General features: G+C 34.4%; 19 protein-coding genes and 1 pseudogene. 18 read left to right on the top strand and 2 right to left on the bottom strand.

All coding sequences use genetic code 11. The annotated features are described in order from the left end of the window. The first annotated feature begins 79 nt into the window (after positions 1-79). The 5 genes and pseudogenes from DN392_RS11505 to DN392_RS11485 all read left to right on the top strand — a co-directional run bounded on the left by DN392_RS11505 (position 80) and on the right by DN392_RS11485 (position 2,246). On the top strand, positions 80-625 hold the full coding sequence (locus DN392_RS11505; RefSeq protein ID WP_064449289.1) for a hypothetical protein: 546 nt from the start codon (positions 80-82) through the stop codon (positions 623-625). An 8-nt stretch (positions 626-633) separates the two neighbouring features. Beyond that, positions 634-777: pseudogene (locus DN392_RS30740) on the top strand (SecY-interacting protein Syd); the annotation flags it as partial. A gap of 19 nt (positions 778-796) precedes the next feature. Continuing rightward, a complete protein-coding gene (locus DN392_RS11495; RefSeq protein ID WP_048544725.1) occupies positions 797-1,219 on the top strand; it encodes an immunity 22 family protein in 423 nt (140 codons plus the stop codon). A gap of 64 nt (positions 1,220-1,283) precedes the next feature. Continuing rightward, positions 1,284-1,712, top strand: coding sequence for an SMI1/KNR4 family protein (locus tag DN392_RS11490; RefSeq protein WP_064057454.1), 429 nt, complete (start codon positions 1,284-1,286; stop codon positions 1,710-1,712). Between the two features lie 66 nt (positions 1,713-1,778). Next, the gene (locus DN392_RS11485) at positions 1,779-2,246 is read left to right on the top strand and encodes a DUF6985 domain-containing protein (protein WP_064057455.1); all 468 of its coding nucleotides are present in this window, start codon (positions 1,779-1,781) and stop codon (positions 2,244-2,246) included. Between the two features lie 88 nt (positions 2,247-2,334). Here DN392_RS11485 and DN392_RS11480 read toward each other — a convergent pair whose 3' ends face one another. Then, positions 2,335-3,042, bottom strand: coding sequence for a DNA alkylation repair protein (locus tag DN392_RS11480; RefSeq protein WP_064057456.1), 708 nt, complete (start codon positions 3,040-3,042; stop codon positions 2,335-2,337). A 289-nt stretch (positions 3,043-3,331) separates the two neighbouring features. Between DN392_RS11480 and DN392_RS11475 the strand changes: the two genes are divergently transcribed. The 4 genes from DN392_RS11475 (at position 3,332) to DN392_RS11460 (ending at position 5,727) form a co-directional block, all read left to right on the top strand. Next, a complete protein-coding gene (locus DN392_RS11475; RefSeq protein ID WP_000831563.1) occupies positions 3,332-3,670 on the top strand; it encodes a DUF4064 domain-containing protein in 339 nt (112 codons plus the stop codon). Between the two features lie 101 nt (positions 3,671-3,771). Next, positions 3,772-4,101, top strand: coding sequence for a hypothetical protein (locus tag DN392_RS11470; RefSeq protein WP_000587858.1), 330 nt, complete (start codon positions 3,772-3,774; stop codon positions 4,099-4,101). A gap of 55 nt (positions 4,102-4,156) precedes the next feature. Beyond that, positions 4,157-5,113, top strand: coding sequence for a DUF3994 domain-containing protein (locus DN392_RS11465; protein WP_064057457.1), 957 nt, complete (start codon positions 4,157-4,159; stop codon positions 5,111-5,113). Positions 5,114-5,268: 155 nt separating this feature from the next. Beyond that, complete coding sequence (locus DN392_RS11460; RefSeq protein WP_088321385.1) at positions 5,269-5,727, top strand: hypothetical protein; 459 nt, start codon at positions 5,269-5,271, stop codon at positions 5,725-5,727. 82 nt (positions 5,728-5,809) lie between these two features. On the opposite strand, the gene DN392_RS11455 is transcribed toward DN392_RS11460, so the two are convergent. Continuing rightward, on the bottom strand, positions 5,810-6,256 hold the full coding sequence (locus DN392_RS11455) for a DUF7832 domain-containing protein (RefSeq protein WP_088091643.1): 447 nt from the start codon (positions 6,254-6,256) through the stop codon (positions 5,810-5,812). A gap of 759 nt (positions 6,257-7,015) precedes the next feature. On the opposite strand from DN392_RS11455, the gene DN392_RS11450 reads away from it, so the two are divergent. From DN392_RS11450 to DN392_RS11405, 9 genes are all read left to right on the top strand, one after another. Next, positions 7,016-8,677, top strand: coding sequence for an S-layer homology domain-containing protein (locus DN392_RS11450; protein WP_255447968.1), 1,662 nt, complete (start codon positions 7,016-7,018; stop codon positions 8,675-8,677). Between the two features lie 339 nt (positions 8,678-9,016). After that, positions 9,017-9,778, top strand: coding sequence for a DnaD domain-containing protein (locus DN392_RS11440; protein ID WP_088091642.1), 762 nt, complete (start codon positions 9,017-9,019; stop codon positions 9,776-9,778). A gap of 84 nt (positions 9,779-9,862) precedes the next feature. Further along, the gene (locus DN392_RS11435) at positions 9,863-12,253 is read left to right on the top strand and encodes a penicillin acylase family protein (protein WP_064449288.1); all 2,391 of its coding nucleotides are present in this window, start codon (positions 9,863-9,865) and stop codon (positions 12,251-12,253) included. A gap of 178 nt (positions 12,254-12,431) precedes the next feature. Beyond that, the gene (locus DN392_RS11430) at positions 12,432-13,376 is read left to right on the top strand and encodes an ATP-binding protein (RefSeq protein WP_016087178.1); all 945 of its coding nucleotides are present in this window, start codon (positions 12,432-12,434) and stop codon (positions 13,374-13,376) included. Between the two features lie 28 nt (positions 13,377-13,404). Continuing rightward, a complete protein-coding gene (locus tag DN392_RS11425; protein ID WP_064449287.1) occupies positions 13,405-15,138 on the top strand; it encodes a tetratricopeptide repeat protein in 1,734 nt (577 codons plus the stop codon). A 1-nt stretch (position 15,139) separates the two neighbouring features. Then, the gene (locus DN392_RS11420; protein ID WP_064449286.1) at positions 15,140-15,505 is read left to right on the top strand and encodes a hypothetical protein; all 366 of its coding nucleotides are present in this window, start codon (positions 15,140-15,142) and stop codon (positions 15,503-15,505) included. A gap of 85 nt (positions 15,506-15,590) precedes the next feature. Then, entirely contained in the window at positions 15,591-16,364 is a 774-nt protein-coding gene (locus DN392_RS11415) for a DUF6612 family protein (protein WP_016087181.1), read from the top strand. Between the two features lie 205 nt (positions 16,365-16,569). Further along, on the top strand, positions 16,570-17,637 hold the full coding sequence (locus DN392_RS11410) for a glycoside hydrolase family 113 (protein ID WP_064459880.1): 1,068 nt from the start codon (positions 16,570-16,572) through the stop codon (positions 17,635-17,637). Positions 17,638-17,726: 89 nt separating this feature from the next. Then, positions 17,727-17,918: a DUF378 domain-containing protein gene (locus DN392_RS11405; protein ID WP_000670802.1), complete on the top strand. Its 192-nt coding sequence runs from the start codon at positions 17,727-17,729 to the stop codon at positions 17,916-17,918. The last annotated feature ends 86 nt before the right edge of the window (positions 17,919-18,004 follow it).

Genomic DNA, 18,004 nt, shown 5'->3' with positions numbered 1-18,004 from the left:
AGGAGAAAAAAACATTTACGTTAGACTTGTAAACACACAAGGGGAAATCATTCGAGAGTTTGATTGTACAGAAAAAGACTTGCGGAAAGTAAAAGAAAATGGTGCTGAAATTCGTGTGGTTGGAGATAACTCATATGAGATGGTAGCAACCGATGAACAACTAGAAAAATTAGCAAGAGCTGAAGCAGAAATCGAAGCGGAAATTAAGGCGTGGGAAGACGCTTTAAATGAGAGTTTGGATGAACGCGAAGAAAGAGAAGCGAGACAGAAGGAATTGAAAGAAAAGAATAAATGGAGTACAAAGAAGAAAGTGACTGTATTTGGGCTGATATTCTTTGTATTTATTGGATTACCTATTATCGAAGGGTATCAGAATAGTAAACTAGTTGAAGAAGGTACATCATTACATGCAGAAATAGTAGGTAGGCATGTAGAGGAGGAATTCATATTTACACACCCAACATTAGTAGTTGAGGTAGACGGTAAAAAGCATAATGTATGGGTAAGTGAAGAGACATATAACGGAGCAGAGTGGTTAGGTAGACTAAAAGTCATCAAAACAAAAGATGGTAAAGTGGAGAAAGATCCTAGATATGAAGGCGAAGACTTAATCACGAGTTATTAAGGGACTAGATAAGGGTAGAAGGAAATGGTTCACTAGTTGTTTTAAATAATGTAAGTGGAAAGACTCAATTGGAGGAATTTGAACGCGGGTCGTTTACAGAGGTTTCGAATAGTTTAAATGAGTTAATTTCTAGTTTGAGGTTACAAAAATAGTAAAGTGAAGAATGTTTATATGAATTATAGACCGGCTAGATGGGGTGGGAAAGTGGAATATAGTGGAATGGTTTCAGTTTGGTTTGGAATTTCTAAATCACTCCAAAATCTTGAGGATTATGTCGATATAGATTACACGATAGATGGTGATTCAGTTCATTCAAAGTTTGGGACGAGCTTTGAATTCGGTTATTATGATGAAGATAATATTGAAATTTGTTTTTATGAGAATAATAAAAGGGAAGTTGAACATATTTTAAGTGATTTTTCTTATAGTGAACGAATTATTCCTAAAATAAAAAAGCTAGTAAATGGAGATAGTTTAGCGAACGATATTAACTTTGTTATTGTTCTTTATGATTTTAAATATAATGAAGCGAAAAGAGAAGATATGTTTGATGGTTTAGAGGTTACATTTATTGGTTCTATGCCGTACAGGTAGTTTGCAGGGAGTTGCAAATTTATTTCATAAACACATAGATAAACCTTGTAAAGGAGGGATACAAATGCATGCTTTGCCAAATCGTTTAGAAGAAGTTTTGGAAGAAGATATATATAAACGGGAAGATAAAGATCAGGTGAATGAAGTAATGAATAGATTAGGTGTAAAAGTGTCTAATACATTTAGAGAGTTTTATTATCGATTTGCAGGACCATTTTGGGAAGAGCACGTTCCTTATGAACTACTTGATATTATAGATGAAGAGAATAATATTGAATACTACACAATTATTGCTCGAAAGGAACATGGATTTCCTAATAAGTATTTAGTATTAACGGAAATGACAGCAAATGCTGCATTGGTCCTTGATAGTGTAACTGATAAAGTTTACTCAGTAAATTTTGAAGGTGGAGATGAATTACTTTTAAATGGAGAATTAAAGGAGAGTTGGCCAACGTTTTATATGTTTTTGAAAGAATATTTCAAATGTTAAGTGTTGATGGGAGTTAACAATAAGCAGGGACACCTTAGTAATAAGTGCGAGAGGAATGACGGATAAATGAGAGTGAACGATTCAGTTTTTGGAGAGATTGAATATACTTATGCTTGGGCTAAGTGTATGCCTATAACTTTTATAGGTAATGTAACTGAGATTGATTTGATGATAGATGGTGAAGAAGATGGGATGTTTGATGAAGGGCAGTATGTAGCGTATCAATCATTAATAAAAAATTGGGAAGAGGTACAAATAAGTTTATTACAGTCTATATTAGACTATTACAAACAAAGGCGATGTGAATTAGGATATGGTATTGGAGTGCGAGAAAATTATCCATTAGTTGAAACAACTGATCAAATACTAGAGATGATCAGTTTAGATGGTATTGTTGTTCCGTATGCAGATATTACGGAAGGACGAGAGGTTGGAATTACATTTAATTGTATGTGGGATATAGAAAATGGTGTAGGAGTTCGTTTATTAAATGAAAAGATAATGGAAGTAGGTTATCAGGATATTATTTTTTAATATAAGTTAAAAGTAAATGCGGGGATTATATAACCTAAATGAAAAAGGTGTCAATCTTTCTCGAATTGACACCCAGATATGAATTTGTTTAACATCTTACATACTTACGTTTGAAACCAAGTCTGCCTCTATCAAGTTCTTTCTGAATACTCTCTGTAGCATGTAGCAAACTGCTTTTTTTATTATCACGTTTGACTTCAACTATACCAACTTCTTTTGCAGTTTGGACTGCTTTTTCATGTAGTGGTACATATGAAATTGCCACTGTGTTTAGGAAATTATTCATAGCAGATTTTGTTCGTTCTGGAGAATGATGAATTGTATCTTTCACCATTTCAAGCATATCGGAAATTTTACTTTCGGAAAATTCATTGTCTTTACGATTTCCTAAAAGCCAGCAGTAGCAACTCCAGCCCGCAGACATTTTAAGCTCGTCCCCACTTGCAATCCATTGATCAGCAACATCTTGTGCAATATTTGACTCCGATAAAGTTACTGCTACTACATAATCAGATAGCATATAAAAATAAGCTCCATCTATCCAACGATTAAAATCCGATTCACTCATAGCTTTTGGGTCGGCAATAATGCCTGCAAAGTACATAGCATCGTAGTTGCCTGTGGCATAAAGCTCTTCAGCTAGCTCTTGATTTAATTTTATTTTTTTAGCGATTGGTTTCATAGCACCTGTAGCTACGCCAAAAACTGGATCGTGCGCACCGTTAGATATGTATATTTTTTTCGTTCGTTCCTTACCTAGAGCCTCAAGTTCTTGCATAACTGTTTTAAAATCCATAGTTGTGCACTTCCTTCCTTCATATAAAAGCCTTTTTAAGTCTTTCATACTTCTCATGTTAATATTAATTGTATTCAAGAGGTATGTCCACTTTCTAAAGGTATCGAAACCAGTTAGTAATTGTGAAGGTTTTAATTTTGTAACCGCAACAAGCTATCTATAATGGTAAGAAGGTCGCTGTAAGGTAAGGAAGAATGAAAGTATGTATAGTTTTTCCAATGAATATTTGGTATGATGGTGAATGGGAAAAATATACAAGTTGTTAGTGGCTCATAAAAGGGGGATTGAATTGAAAAGAACGCTTGAATTCGTACTAGGTTTAATTGGTGGCATTATAGGAATTATTATTTCCATACTATTAATAGTTGTAGCGTTTAATATTATGGAAGGTTTTGATTATGAACTTTTAGCTTATTACTCTATTATTTTAACGGTTCAAATAGGGTTGCTTATTTTATCATGTTTAGTAAACAAGGTTAATAATAAAGTTTATGGAGTTTGTATGATTGTGATTCCTATAGTTACGTTATTTATGTCATTATTCTTTTTACTTATTCCAACAATATTACAAATTATGTCTGGTTCATTTGCATTTAGAACACTAAAGTTAGAATCGAATGTAGGATAAATATAATTGTTTACGTCTGAATATTCGGTTTTTTTAATGTTTTCGTTTGCAGTTCAAATTAACATAAGGTACAAAGTTGTGCGCTTTAGGAGGAGAAATAGATGATTATTTGGTCTGGTTGGGGTTTTTTAGTCGCAATTATTGTAATTATTAATACTCTTTTAGGTAAGGTTATCTTTGGATCTATAACGGGGGACGCTACATATTTTCAAGACCATAGTTGGCCAATGGCGGTAATGTTAATTATATCAGGGGTTATGTCTTGGTATTTAGGAAGATATATTAATAAGCCAAATGGGAAAGTTTATATAGATGCCGAAACTGGTGAAAAAGTTATGTTTAACAAAAAACACTCACTATTTTTTATAAAAATGGAATATTGGGGACCGATTCTAGGAGTTATTGCGATTGTAACTTTAATTACAAGATAAAAAAGAGGATGGCTATAGTAAGAGTAATTTATTCAAGTAAAAGGAGAAATCAGTCATGAATGCAAAGAAACTACTAGGGGTAGCAGTTCCGGTCATGTTGTTATTTGGTTGTGGAGTGTCTGAGAAAACGAACACTTCTAAACAGGAGAAAACGGAAGAGTCTAAAGTAAAAGAATCGAAGTCTAATAGTAAGAAAGAAAAAGTTTCAAAGGAAGACTATCCTAATAAAGTGTATAAATTAGGGGTAGAGTTTGATAAGTTGTTTGCGGAGCATAACAATATTACAAGAGAGGTTTTTGACGGTAAGAAAAAGAAATCAGATGTAGTAGATAGTGTGAAAGAATTAAATAAAATGTTAGATAAATTCGAGTCGATAGATCCCCCTGCAGAGTATGTAAATCAACAAAAGGATTTTGAAAAAGCAATTGGTTATTTTAGAGAGTCTTTTTCTTTAATAAATGAAGTATTCACCCGAAAAGAAAAAAGAGAAAAAGGCGATAAAACTGATAAAGAGTTAATCGAGAAATCCGAAAAGTTAGTGAAAGAAGGAGATATTTACTGGCTTAAGGCATTCAAAGATCTTGAAGGGGATATTAAAATCGGTGACGGTACAGTATCTGTGAAAGATTTGAAAGAGTTAGATAAGAAAGCTGGAATTAATACGGATAATGTTATGAAGAATGTGAAAGATGGTACGGAATTAATCGGTAATTGGGGATTCAAAGGAACAGACGGTTTCATTATGTCACTCATTCTAAAAGGTGATAAGACATTTGAAACGTATGGTAAAGGTGAGTATCCAAATAAAAAGAATTATATTGAAGGAACTTGGGAATATGATAAGGAAGCTTTTACAGTCTATTTACATCTCAATAAACGTTTAGTAGACGGTGTAGAAGATACAATTCAAAAAAAGAAAATAGCATATAAAGTTCAAGATTATGATGGGGAAAACTTACGATTATTTAATGAGACTTCATTCAATACAATTAAGTATGTGAAGCAAAGGTAAAGTTATGTAGGACTAGGTTTAAATGGCCTGGTCCTTAATTAAATTGTGGGAATGCAACGAATATTTTATCGTTGGCTTTGCCTATTTTATATCATGTTATTTTTTAATAAATTGATAAACGGAATTTAAATGTAAGTATGGGGAGTTGCTTATAAATGATAAAGAAATTTACTAGAGTAGTACTAACTACGGTGATGCCAATTAGTCTTATCATGGGTTGTGGGAACGCTGAAAAAACTAAAGCACAAGAGACGAAAGCGGTACAATCTGAGAAGAAGGACTATATGGATTATTCATATGGTAGCAAAGGTATATTAGTAAGCAGCAAAGCGAAAGAGCGTCAACAATACGAGGTTGGGTTTATAGATGACAACAAGTTAATTGGGGTTGATGAAAATATTGAGGACTGTATTATTTTAGATAATAAAGATGAAGCAAGTCTCGTTTGGAAACAAATAGAGCGTGGATCCATTATTGAAGTACAATATGGTAAGGACCGCAATGATATTGTAGGCGTACAATTAGTAGGAGATCGTGAGTCATACGAAATTAGTGATAAGTTTGATCGAAATACGATAAATGAGATTGTCGAAAACGTTAAAGGGAATTTGTAATAGAGGCTAGAATGAAAAAATATTTAAGTTTACTATTAAGAAAGTCGATTCCTTATTAACATAAGAAATCGACTTTTTATACTTATTTATTTTGTAAGTTGTCTTTCCAAAAATTATAGCTATTATCAATAACTTCTTTTAATTTAAAATAGTTTTCCCAAGTATCTTGCACATGGTAGAGGGTTTCGCCTTCATCTATAAAAACATTACTGTAATCATTTATATATTTCCAGTCCTCGTCATGGTTAAAGTAGTACATTGTGAATTGATTGCCCTCATTATTTAACATGTCGTCTGCTAAAACGCCATCCCAGTTCATATAAATTTCTGTGCTAGTCATTTGTCTAAGTTTAAACTGATTAATTTCGTCTTGAGACTCTTCTTCAAATTCTTGACTACATAAATTACGTTCAATTATCCATCCTAAAAACATGCCAGTATGTACAAAAGCTTGATCGATTGGTAAGTCCTCAGGAAAATCCCCTTCATAATGGTACTTCGCTTTATCATAAACAATCGTATCTAACAATTCGTTCATCCCCTTTAACGTATTATCTCATAAACTCGTACTGTTTATTTTAATATTTCAACAGCAGTGATTTTTATGTAGTGGTGCATGAGCAAAAGATTTTAACTTACTAGCTAGTTTCTTTACAATTTTTTGGTCTTCTTCATTTCATGTATCAATATTAGTGAGTAAAATATGAGCAATTTCTTCCATATAAAAACTCCTTTCAATGTAAAAAGATGATAACTATATTATAGTGGAAAATTGAAAAATATAAGTATTTTCAAATAGAGAAATTACATTAAATCAGGATCTAATTAATAGATACATAGTAGTTATGAAAAAACGTAAAGGTCCTTCTAGTTGAAGAAAATGAGTAAAAGGTATCCTAATCTATTTTTTGAGAAGCAGTGGCGTGTAAGGGGGATAAGTGCTTTTGACGACAATTGCAATTGGTTATAAAATAATGTCTGTTAAGGAATTTTATGGAAACTATCATTCACCTGCTGGGGATAAAATGAAAGTATGTATAAAAGGGTGAATATACATAGGTGATGAAAGTTTTGTTAAAAGTACATAGTAGATTCATAGTTTTTCACTAATGAGAATATAAAGGGAGGTTGAGATACTGCACGAACAGTGTAGATATCGATTACAGCAATGAATACAATCATAAAAAAAAGAGTAATGGCACTATCAACAAGTTTAGTAATGTTAGGGAGTGCACCTTTAGCAATATCAGCAGAAGGGAGTAAAAACCTTCAAACGGATTAGCTTCGTATCGCACAAGGGGAACGTGGAACGAGCGGATTAAGTTATTCTAATTTCAATCTAGAAACTCCAGATCACATGCAAATTAATGAAGTGGAAGTATCAGAAAACGAGAAAATACTTCTAGAAGAATATAAGCATAAACATTCTGAAACAGAAGAACTAAATAAAATGAAAGAAGCTAAAACAGGTCAAGTAGCGGAAGATGAAGCTATTTCAAACATTGAAAGGGCTTTTGAACATGTAGACGGTCGAAATGATAGTTCTACTCGCGAAATGAAGCCGGTTAAAAAGCCAAGAGCCATCCAATATAGTGCATCGATGACTACAAAGAAATATGGAACACTTGCAGGTGTCCCGTTTGTAGAGTGGATTGTTCCAGCAGGAAATCCTGATATTCGCCCGGCTAATCCGATGAAAGCACGTTATATTACAATTCATGAGACTGAAAACACAGCCCGCGGTGCGAATGCTGAAAATCATGCGAAATATTTGTATAAACAAGCAACGGAAGGTACGTTCCGAATAGCTTCGTGGCATTTTACTGTGGACGATAAACAAATCTATCAGCACTTACCAACAAATGAAAATGGTTGGCATGCAGGAGATGGGGATGGTTCAGGAAACAGAGAGTCTATCGGTATTGAAATTTTAGTTAACCAAGATGGAGATTATAATAAAGCGTTAGAGAATGCGAAGCGACTTGCAAGATACTTAATGAATAAAGAAGGAATTAGCACGGATCACATTTATAGGCATCAACAATGGAGCGGAAAAAACTGTCCTGATATTTTAATTTCTCGTGGAAATTGGAATGGCTTCGTACAAGATATTCAATGGTATGCAAATGTTAATGCGCAAATTGACGCGCCTTTACAAGAAAGAAACGAGCTATTTGATTCAAATGAATTTAATCCAGCTGAACCTAGCATGGAGCTTGTAGTGAATGGTGACGGTATAAACGTACGTAGTGGTGCGGACCTTGAGCATCATATTGTTCGTAAAGCTTCAAAAGGTGACCGTTACAAAGTGTTAGCAGTTAAAAACGGTTGGTACAAAGTAGGAAATGGAGAGTGGATTTTCTATAATCCAAGTTGGATTAAGATTAACTACAATGTACCAAAAGAAGAAGTACAAAAGCCAAAAGATGATATTACAGGTGGATGGTTTGAGGGACATATTCGTAAACTACACAGTCTAGGTATTATGCACGGAGAAGGAAATGGTGTATTTGCGCCTTATCGTAATGTAACGAGAGCTGAGTTTGCTGCATTAATTTCAAATGCTCTTCAATTACCAGAAGGAAATAAGTCATTTGTAGACATTAACAAAGCGCATCCGTCACTTCATAACGGTATGAAACGAAGTGCAAGTGCAGGAATTATTAGCGGTCGTGGTGGAGGTATTTTTGACCCGAATGCACCAATCACTTGTGAAGAAGCATCGGTTATGATTGACAAGGCATTACAGTATAAAGGTGTTACAGGTAATTTAGTCACATTACCATTTACAGATCAACATTTGATCGAATACAAACAGCCTGTTCAGCGATTATACAGCTTACAGGTAGTTACTGGTGTTGGAGATAACAAGTTTAATCCTAAAGGTACAACAACTCGTGGTGAGGCAGCTGCCTTTTTAGTGAAGATGTTAGACTCTATGCAGAAATAAATGAATGGTATGTAAAAGTTTGTACTGATGCAAGAAAAAGTAATAAGGATGTTAAAGGAGCTATCCAAAATGAAAATTTGGAACAACTCCTTTTTATTTTAGCCCCTATGAAGCCCCTCCCAAGCCCCTTATAAGCATCTACCAAGTAATAAATCACTAAGAAAAAACAAAACAAAAACAAAAACAACTACAAGAACAAAAAAGCGCGGAAAAATAAAACCGGCGTTGTAGTAGTTAAAAAAATTTGGAATTCAAATGCAAAAACAAAGCGCTCATTCCTATATGTATATTGAAGGGTTGAATTCTGTCTTTTTATGAATAAAAGGAGGAGGGAAACATATGGCGGTGTACCGTAATGTGCAGGTGAACTTTTGGCAAGATGAATTCATATTAGATTTAACGCCAGAGGAGCGTTATTTTTACATATATTTGTTAACTGGTACGAAAACGAAGCAATGTGGAATTTACGTATTACCGAAGCGTGTGGCAGAACTGGAAACAGGCTACAGTATGGAAACTGTTGAGAAGCTGTTAAATAGATTTGTTGCATATGGAAAGATTTTATACGATGCGGAAACGAAAGAGTTATACATACTAAAATGGCTACACTACAACCCTATTTTAAATGCGAATGTAGAAAAGTGTGTGTTAAGGGAATTAAAGACTGTGAAAAATAAAGAGTTCATACATACGTTTTTACGTACATGTCTTGAAGAAGAATGGAAGATTCCATTATTATTGCAGCATTTTGGTATGCCGGCAGAAGAGGATAATAGTAGTTTACAAGAAGTTGTTGAGGAGAAGGAAGAAGAGATAGAAGAGACAGAAGAGGGTACGTCGCATAGTGAAGTTTATAAGTTTTACAAACAAAATATAAGTAGTCTATCTCCATATATCGTGAAGGAATTAAAAGAGTGGATACAAAAAGTTTCAGGAAAGACAGTAATAGAGGCGCTTAAAATTGCATTTGAACATAATAAGCGAACGCTCGCTTATGTGAAGGGAATTTTGAGGAATTGGTGTAAGAAAGGGCGAGTAGATTTCATTGAAAGAAAGGAAGGCGTACATAAGAGAGCGGTATGTAGTTTGTATGATCCATAGTATGAGAAAGTATGGGTTTTTCAACTTTTCTAAAAGGTGCTTCCTTAAATAGAAGCGAATAGTTTCAGGAAGGAGGGGTTATATGTGGAAGTCGTTATAAAGAAGAAACGAACTAGGGGTAAGAGAATTTTTATTTGGTCTAGTAGTGTCGTTCTTTTGTTAGTTATTTGTACAGTGATTTTTTTGAACATATATACGCTTAGTTCTGTGCCAAAGATAGATGGAACGATAAAGATAGAGGATTTACAACATGCTGTTCAGGTAAAGCGGGATAGTAAAGGGGTACCGCATATTAAAGCGGAAAATGCACATGATTTATATTTTTCGCAAGGGTATGTACAAGCGCAAGATCGTTTGTTTCAAATGGATTTAAGTAGAAGGCAAGCTTCTGGGATGTTGAGTGAAGTTGTAGGGGAAGCAGCTGTTGATCGAGATAAGTTGTTTCGAACGCTCGGTTTACGGCGAGCAGCCGAAGCATCTGTTAGTCAATATGATGGAGAAGCGAAGTATGCCCTGCAGTCATTTGCTGATGGGGTGAACGCTTTTATACGCGAGGCAAAAGAGGAAAAGAAATTGCCAGTTGAGTTTACTGTATTAGGTTATGAGCCTGCTGAATGGTCAATCGTGGATTCTTTGACGATTGGAAAGTATATGGCGTTTGATTTAGGAGGACATTGGCACGGACAGGCGTTTCGATATTGGGCGCTGAAAAATCTACCGAAAGAGCAAGCAAATGAGCTATTTCCTACATATCCGAAAGATGCGCCTAGATTGTTAGCTGAACTGAAAAATACAAATGTGGACGTAGCGCAAAGTTTTGCAAAAACGATCATTCCGCCAGAGTTTAACGGTAGCAATAATTGGGTCATAAGTGGTGAGAAGAGTGCATCTGGTAAGCCGATTTTAGCAGACGATCCTCATTTATCTCTTGCGACACCTTCTATTTGGTATCAATCAAAACTTGAAATGAAAGATTTACATGTGAGTGGCGTTATTTTCGCTGGAGTACCAGGCGTTATATTAGGACACAATGACAAAATAGCATGGGGCGTTACGAATACAGGTCCTGATGTGCAAGATTTATATATTGAGAAGCGAAATCCTAATAATGAAAATGAATTTCTGTATAACGATAAGTGGGAAAAAGCTACCGTTGTTGATGAATCTATTAAAGTAAAAGGCGGGAAAACAATTCCGTATAACGTTACGGTTACGAGGCATGGGCCAGTTATTTCAGAGTTTGCGGATAAAGGGAAAGAGAAAACGAAAACAGTATTCGCTTTGAAATGGACTGCTTTGGAACCGTCCGCTGAATTAAAGGCTGTATTAAATATGAATAAGGCGAAAGATTGGAATGAGTTTGAAACTGCACTTCAAGATTTTCATACACCAACTCAAAACTTTGTGTTTGCATCAAACGACGGCACAATTGCGTATAAAGCGAATGGAAATATACCAGTGCGTAAAAAAGGAGATGGTAGTTTACCAGTGCCGGGATGGACAGATGAATATGAATGGGAAGGGTATATCCCGTTTGATCAGCTTCCAAAAGTAATAAATCCAAAACAAGGGTTTATTTCAACTGCGAATAATAAAATTGTTGATGATAATTATCCGTACCATATTAGTAATACGTGGGCGCAGCCATATAGGCAAATGCGTATTCAAGAGTTTTTACAAGAGAAAGAAAAGTATACGGTGAAAGATTTAGAAGATTTACAGATGGATCAAAAAAATTTATATGGGAAAGAGTTTGCTCCTATATTTTTAAAAGAGTTAAATAAAGCATCTTTAAATGAAGTAGAGAAAGAAGGCGTAAAACAATTAACAAAGTGGAATTTTTACGATAGTAAAGATGAAGCGGCACCATTACTATTCCATTTATTAATGAAAGAGATTTCGAATACGTTATTTTCAAAAGAAATACCGAAAGATGTGATGGAGTTATTTGAAGGGAAGTCACAAGTTGTTGATGAATTGATTCGAAAAGAAGTAGCGGGAGAAAACGGCGCTTGGTTTATGAAGTACGGAGGCTTCACGAAAGTTGTGCATACTTCGTACGAGAATGTAATGAAGAAACTACAGAAGGAATATGGACTGAATGTTGCGGAGTGGAAGTGGGGCGATTACCATCAACTGGCGTTCACACATCCAATTTCAAAATCATCTAGTATGCTAGCACTACTTGCATTTAATCGTGAAAAACCAATTCCAATCGGCGGAAGCCAAGTTACCGTTCAAGCAGCGAGTTACGGAGAAAATGGTATTGTAAATCACGGAGCTTCTTGGCGATTCGTTATTGATACGAAAGATATGTCAAACGGTTATCATATTGTAGGGCCAGGACAATCGGGACATTTTAGAAGCGATTGGTACCATGATCAAATAGATGATTGGGTAAATGGAACGTATCATACGACTACACTGAATACGGAGGGGATAGAGGGGAAGGTGTTAACTTTACAGCCGAAATAATGTTAGAAGAGGCTCTTACTATAGGTAAGGGTCTCTTTTTCGTTATGTGACAAAATTTGACAAAATATTCTGTAGAACTTTGTTATAATTTTTTTTGGAATATTTTGTTTAAGGTTTTACAGCAATAGGGATACATGTATTCTAAATTAAAGGGTTTTATAGGGGGATAAATACAAGAATGAACGACATGGAGAAATATCGAGAGAAAATTAAAGTGATTTCTTTTGATAGAGAAAAAAATCAAATGGTTGAAGTGGAAGAGAGTAAAATAACTTTTGATGATGTTGGCGGAATGGAAGATATTAAAAAGAAAATCAATATGGACTTTATTATGCCGATTAAGAATCCGGAGTATTTTCAGGCTTTTGGTAAGAAAGTAGGAGGCAGTTTATTATTTTATGGGCCACCTGGATGTGGTAAGACATTTTTAGCGCGAGCAGTTGCAGGCGAGATAAATGCTAATTTTATTCATTTAGAGCTGCAAGCAATACTCTCGATGTGGTCAGGAGAAGCAGAGAAAAATTTACATGAAGTGTTCGAAGAGGCAAGAAAAACAAAGCCTTGTATTTTATTTATAGATGAATTAGACGCATATGGCGGGAATAGACAGAAGATGGGGGCTCATCATCAAAGAACGCTAGTTAATCAATTGCTAGTGGAGATGGACGGAAGCAATTCTTTTAATGAAGGTGTTTATATAATTGGGGCAACAAATACACCATGGTATATTGATCCAGCGTTACGACGACCAGGCCGTTTTAATTCACTTGTTTTTGTGGCACCACCAAATAACGAGGAAAGACTGACAATACTAGAGCTGAAAACAAAGGATAAACCGAGAATGGAATTGCAGTTAGATTTTGTTTCGAAGTATGCAGAGCATTTTTCAGGGGCCGATTTAACGTATTTAGTGGAAGATGCTATTAATGAAGCTATTCAGCGTTCATTTGAAACAGGACAGTTACAACCCTTATCTAATGAAGATTTATTAACAGCAATGAAAAAACGGCAACCGACAACTTTAGACTGGTTCTCAACCGCAAAAAATTATGCAACGTTTAGTGATGTAAATAAAGATTTTGACAAAGTATTAGAGTATATGGAAGAACACCAATTGAAGTAAATGATATTAGATTGGGGGAAAGGAATAGATGGAAGAGCAACTTAGGAGAATTTCGCACTTATTGAAGCTTGGTGATATTGAGCTCGCAAAAGAAGAAGCGGAATGGATGATTAAAGAAAATCCAGAAGATGCTACTGGTTATATTTGTTTAAGTCATGTGTACTACTTTGGTTTTCGTCAAATTGATGAAGCGAGTAAATATTTAGAAGAAGCACTAAAAATAGATCACTTAGATGAAAATGTTTTGTTAACAGCGTTAGATATTTTTTATGCGCAAGAAAATTTTGAGAGATTAAAAGAGATAGCAGAAATAGGGATAAAAAATTATCCGGAAGAAGGCGTATATTACTTTTATGTGGGCGAGGCAAAAATACATACCGAATCGCTAAATAAAGGTATTACTTACTATAACAAAGCGATAGAATTAGAACCTGAAAATGATATGTATGTAGGAAGATATGCTTTTATTCTTTTGAGTTATTATCCGAAACGAATAGAAGAGGGTATAAAGGCGGAAAAACGTGCTTTAGAGCTGAATCCGGAAAATGTAACAAATCTAGTCTCTTTTGCAAATGTAGCAAGAGAAAAAGGGAATTTTAAAAAAGCAAGAATGCTAGCTGAAACTGCAATACGATTAGAGCCGAATCATGAAGGTGCCTACAAAATTTATAGAGATACAATCGGAACGAAAAACAAGTATTGTGCTTTTATGGCAAGTTTTACGTATACATTTTGGAATGCTTTTTCTAAGTTTTGTAAAATATTTTCGTTTGCAAGTAAGAGGAATCTTAAATTGCATTATATTTTAGTTATTTTAAGCCTTTTAGGTTGGATAATCCTCCCTGTATATTTAACAGGTTGGTATGCCGGTTCCGTGTATATAGTTATTTTTATGATGTATAGCATTTCATCTATTATAAAAGGACGGATTCATAAAGAAGTAGGATTAGGAACCCCCTTTGATGCTGAATACAATGTGAAAAGAAATAAAATCATTCGAAATCGTGAAATTTCCAATATGGAGAGTACAGTTAAAAAAGAAGAGGCTACTACTATTCCGACTGCGAAACTATCAAAAGAGGAACTAGAAGCACAATTAGAAGGGTTTTGGAGTAAAGGAACTGTGTATGAGGGGCAGCAAGAGGTTGCTGCGGCAGTGAAAGAGCCTGCTTTATCATCAGTTGAACATAAAAAGATTCAATCATATTCAGATATTGAATCACCTAAATATAATAAATGGTATATTTGTTTAATTATTGTTTTATCGATCTCCTTTATATTTAAAATTGGGAAATTGTATAACTTAAATAATACAAATGCGACGCATACGACACCGAAAATTAGCCAAGAAACGAAGGATATTATTGTGGAGCAACAAGATAAAGCTCTCAAAGATACAAAAGAATCATTCGATAAGTTAGAAGTAGTAACTGTATTATACGTATTAAGAAAAGGTGATTGGAATGGAAGTACAATCGAGGGAGCTATAGAGAAAAGTTATGTACCGGTTATGTTAGAAAAAGTAGGACAGCCAGCCGGGGAGAAGTTAAAAAAAGCAACTCCTATGAAAATATATAAAGAAGATACAAGAACGTATGTATTACTTCAAAATGGAGATAGCTCTTTTATTATTGAAATAACGTCAAGAAAGTTAACTCATATTTATGGTGAGAGCTGGAATAATGCGCAAGAAGAGATGCAAAAATATGAAGAGTTACTTGGAAAAATAGAGTCACAAGGTGTTGAAGCAGGGGGGATTTAGCATGAGTATTAAAGTTGTAAGGACAACAGGAATGATGGGAGGAGCAGCAAGAGTCGCTGTAAAGGTAGATAATGAAGTAGTAATGAAACTTGAAAATAACGAAGAATATACGCTTCCTTGCGAGTTAGATGAAGCAAATATAAAAGTGAAACAATTCTTTTTTGGAAGTAAAGAAAAGAAAGTAAAGGATGGCGATGTAGTAGAAATTAAGATAAATAGTATTGCCATGCTATTACTGGTGGTGTCAATGATGGCTGTTTTATTTGGTTCGTCAATTGGTATAAATATTGTTGTTTTTGGTGTTATAGGAGCATTAGTTACGTTAATATATGGATTGAATAACTGGTTTAGTTTAGAAGTTAAATAAGTATGGTATCTGTTTTTGTATTAATTCATTTCATTTACTATATACGAAGTGTAATTATTTTTAAGAGGGAATGGGGAGGATCATTATGAAGAAAATGATTATAGCATCTAGTTTGGCGTTAATAGTAGGTTTGACAAGTGGTTGTAGTAGTGAGAAAACGAATGTTACAAAACCAGTATCTGTACAAAAAGAAAAAGAATTAGTAGCGAAAGATATTTTTAAAAAAGCAGGTGATAAATTAAAACAAGAGGAATTTCTCACATTAACGTCTCTTATGTCAATGAAGGGGAACAGCCAATCAGAAGAGATTAAAATGAACATTCAAATGGAGCCGAAACGAAAGAATTCTAGAGCAGAAATGAAAATAAGTGGAACAGATATTATAACGTACGAAGTAGATGGAAAGGTCGCTGTTCAAGTGAAAGATCCTAATACAGGAGAGTTAGTTACGATACCAAATGATCAATTTAATGTTGATGACGTAATGGTAAGTAAAAATTTACTTAATGAGTTAGATTTACCGGAAGCTTTAGCTAAAAAAATGAAAGCAAAGAAGGATGGAGATACATATAAACTTACACTTGACTTAAAGGGGAAAGAAGCAGTAGATACATTACAGAAAATTAATGGAGATATGAAAAAATTAACGGAAGGATTTAATATGGATGCGTTAACTGTTGAATATATCATAACAAAAGATTATAAATTTGAAGAGATGCGCACAGCTATAAAACTGAGTGAACGTAATACAGATAAGAAATCTAGTGAGGATAAAGAAAAATTGGATACAGTTGTGAGCATAAAAATTGATTCATATGATAAATTTGATCCAATTAAGTTACCTGAAGGAAGTCAATAAATTCAATCATATAAGGGAAAAAAAGGAGCGGAAATACGCTCCTTTTTTATTTACCTTACTATTTTTAGGAGGTTAGTATGAATAAGGGTTGAATAAAGGATGAATAGCATTTTTATGGATGAAAATCCCCCCCTTTTTTTTATGGAATATATGTGAAACATTGTATAGAATAAGCAAGAATGCCAAAAATTATAGGGGGAAAGTTGTGAAGAAAAATAAGAGTTTAATAAGTTTTTTAGGAGTGTTTATTATGTTGCTTTCTTTTTGTTTTCAAGTAAATGTACAGGCAGATGTAAATACTGTTCAATCTGGAAAAATAAAATCAGGAAACGTAACGGTATGGGAAGTTGGAAATGTGGCGAAAGTGTTAGCTGATGTAGAGCGCTTAAATTTAAATACAGTAAATGTACCGATTCAGGTAGATATTCCGAACGTGACTTCTACGAACATGGTAATTAATCAAGAGCAAAAGCAACAGGCGATTATTTTAATTCAAGAATTATTAAAGCGTAATATTCAAGTTATTGTGGAACCGTTCCCATATATTCAGCAAGGAAATGTTGGGGAAACGGAATGGAATCCAAGTAATATTAATGATTTCTTCTGGAATTGGAAAACGGTAATTCTACAAGACATCTTTCATTCCATTACAAGTAAATACAATGTGTACGGGCTCAAGATTGCTTCTAATTTCGTGAATATGGAATATGCAGAAGGATATTGGAGCGATACGATTGATTTCGTTCGTCAGCAGTATAAAGGAAATATTTTGTATCAAATGAATTGGTGGTTAACAGCAAATTGGGATCCATCTCATGAAGCGAAGTTTGTAGAGAAAATAAACCGTCCGTATTTAAAGAAGGTAGACATTGTTAGTATCGATAGTTGGTTTGAAGTTTCAGGAAATAGAAATCCAACATACGAAGAAGTGAAGAAAAGTTTATATGCGACGACAGTATATAATCGTGGGCAAAACGTTGTTCAGCAATTGGAACAATTACATAAAGCAACAGGAAAGCCAGTTTATTTTGGTGGGTTTAACGTTCCAGCGCGTGAACTTGGACTACAAAATCCGTGGAATCCAGATGTTTCAAATGTGTTTTCAAAAGACGTACAATTAAACGGATGGCGCGCTTACCGTGATGTATTAGAACCGAAACCGTATTTTAAAGGTTTTTCAATTTGGTTTATTGGCTCTAATGATAGTACACATGCGTATCAAATACATAGTAAAGAAGCCGAAACGGTTATTAATGGCTGGTACCAAAAATAATTTTTATTAAATAGGTAAGTTTTGAATTTCACCACATATATTTCTAGTGAAAGGCCTTTCACCATCTTATCACCTAGGGGGCAATCATAATGAAATTTTTGTCTTACCTTACAGTAATTTTGGTGATTCTTGGCGGTTTGAATTGGTTATTTGTGGCGTTAGATTACAATGTAGTTGAGAAATGGTTTGGTTCTATGCCGGCGCTTGTGGACACTATTTATTGGCTCTTTGGTCTTTCTGCTATTTATCAAATTTTTGATCGGTTCTTTACGAACAATTAGCTATTATTCTTTTATTACTAGAGTGTTAAGTACGATTATGTACTTAACACTTTTTTGTATGTTTATGAAAAAAGTATTTGCACATG

It is taken from the genome of Bacillus sp. BB51/4, from assembly GCF_008368845.1.
GTDB lineage: Bacteria > Bacillota > Bacilli > Bacillales > Bacillaceae_G > Bacillus_A > Bacillus_A wiedmannii.
Note: the sequence above shows the minus strand (reverse complement) of the source record. Positions and strands in the feature narration are given on the sequence as shown.

Excerpts from the sequence above, each read along its gene's own strand:
- DN392_RS11495 (WP_048544725.1), top strand. The coding sequence starts at position 797 with ATGAATTATAGACCGGCTAGATGGGGTGGGAAAGTGGAATATAGTGGA.
- DN392_RS11490 (WP_064057454.1), top strand. The coding sequence starts at position 1,284 with ATGCATGCTTTGCCAAATCGTTTAGAAGAAGTTTTGGAAGAAGATATA.
- DN392_RS11485 (WP_064057455.1), top strand. The coding sequence starts at position 1,779 with ATGAGAGTGAACGATTCAGTTTTTGGAGAGATTGAATATACTTATGCT.
- DN392_RS11480 (WP_064057456.1), bottom strand. The coding sequence starts at position 3,042 with ATGGATTTTAAAACAGTTATGCAAGAACTTGAGGCTCTAGGTAAGGAA.
- DN392_RS11470 (WP_000587858.1), top strand. The coding sequence starts at position 3,772 with ATGATTATTTGGTCTGGTTGGGGTTTTTTAGTCGCAATTATTGTAATT.
- DN392_RS11465 (WP_064057457.1), top strand. The coding sequence starts at position 4,157 with ATGAATGCAAAGAAACTACTAGGGGTAGCAGTTCCGGTCATGTTGTTA.
- DN392_RS11460 (WP_088321385.1), top strand. The coding sequence starts at position 5,269 with ATGATAAAGAAATTTACTAGAGTAGTACTAACTACGGTGATGCCAATT.
- DN392_RS11440 (WP_088091642.1), top strand. The coding sequence starts at position 9,017 with ATGGCGGTGTACCGTAATGTGCAGGTGAACTTTTGGCAAGATGAATTC.
- DN392_RS11430 (WP_016087178.1), top strand. The coding sequence starts at position 12,432 with ATGAACGACATGGAGAAATATCGAGAGAAAATTAAAGTGATTTCTTTT.
- DN392_RS11425 (WP_064449287.1), top strand. The coding sequence starts at position 13,405 with ATGGAAGAGCAACTTAGGAGAATTTCGCACTTATTGAAGCTTGGTGAT.
- DN392_RS11420 (WP_064449286.1), top strand. The coding sequence starts at position 15,140 with ATGAGTATTAAAGTTGTAAGGACAACAGGAATGATGGGAGGAGCAGCA.
- DN392_RS11415 (WP_016087181.1), top strand. The coding sequence starts at position 15,591 with ATGAAGAAAATGATTATAGCATCTAGTTTGGCGTTAATAGTAGGTTTG.
- DN392_RS11405 (WP_000670802.1), top strand. The coding sequence starts at position 17,727 with ATGAAATTTTTGTCTTACCTTACAGTAATTTTGGTGATTCTTGGCGGT.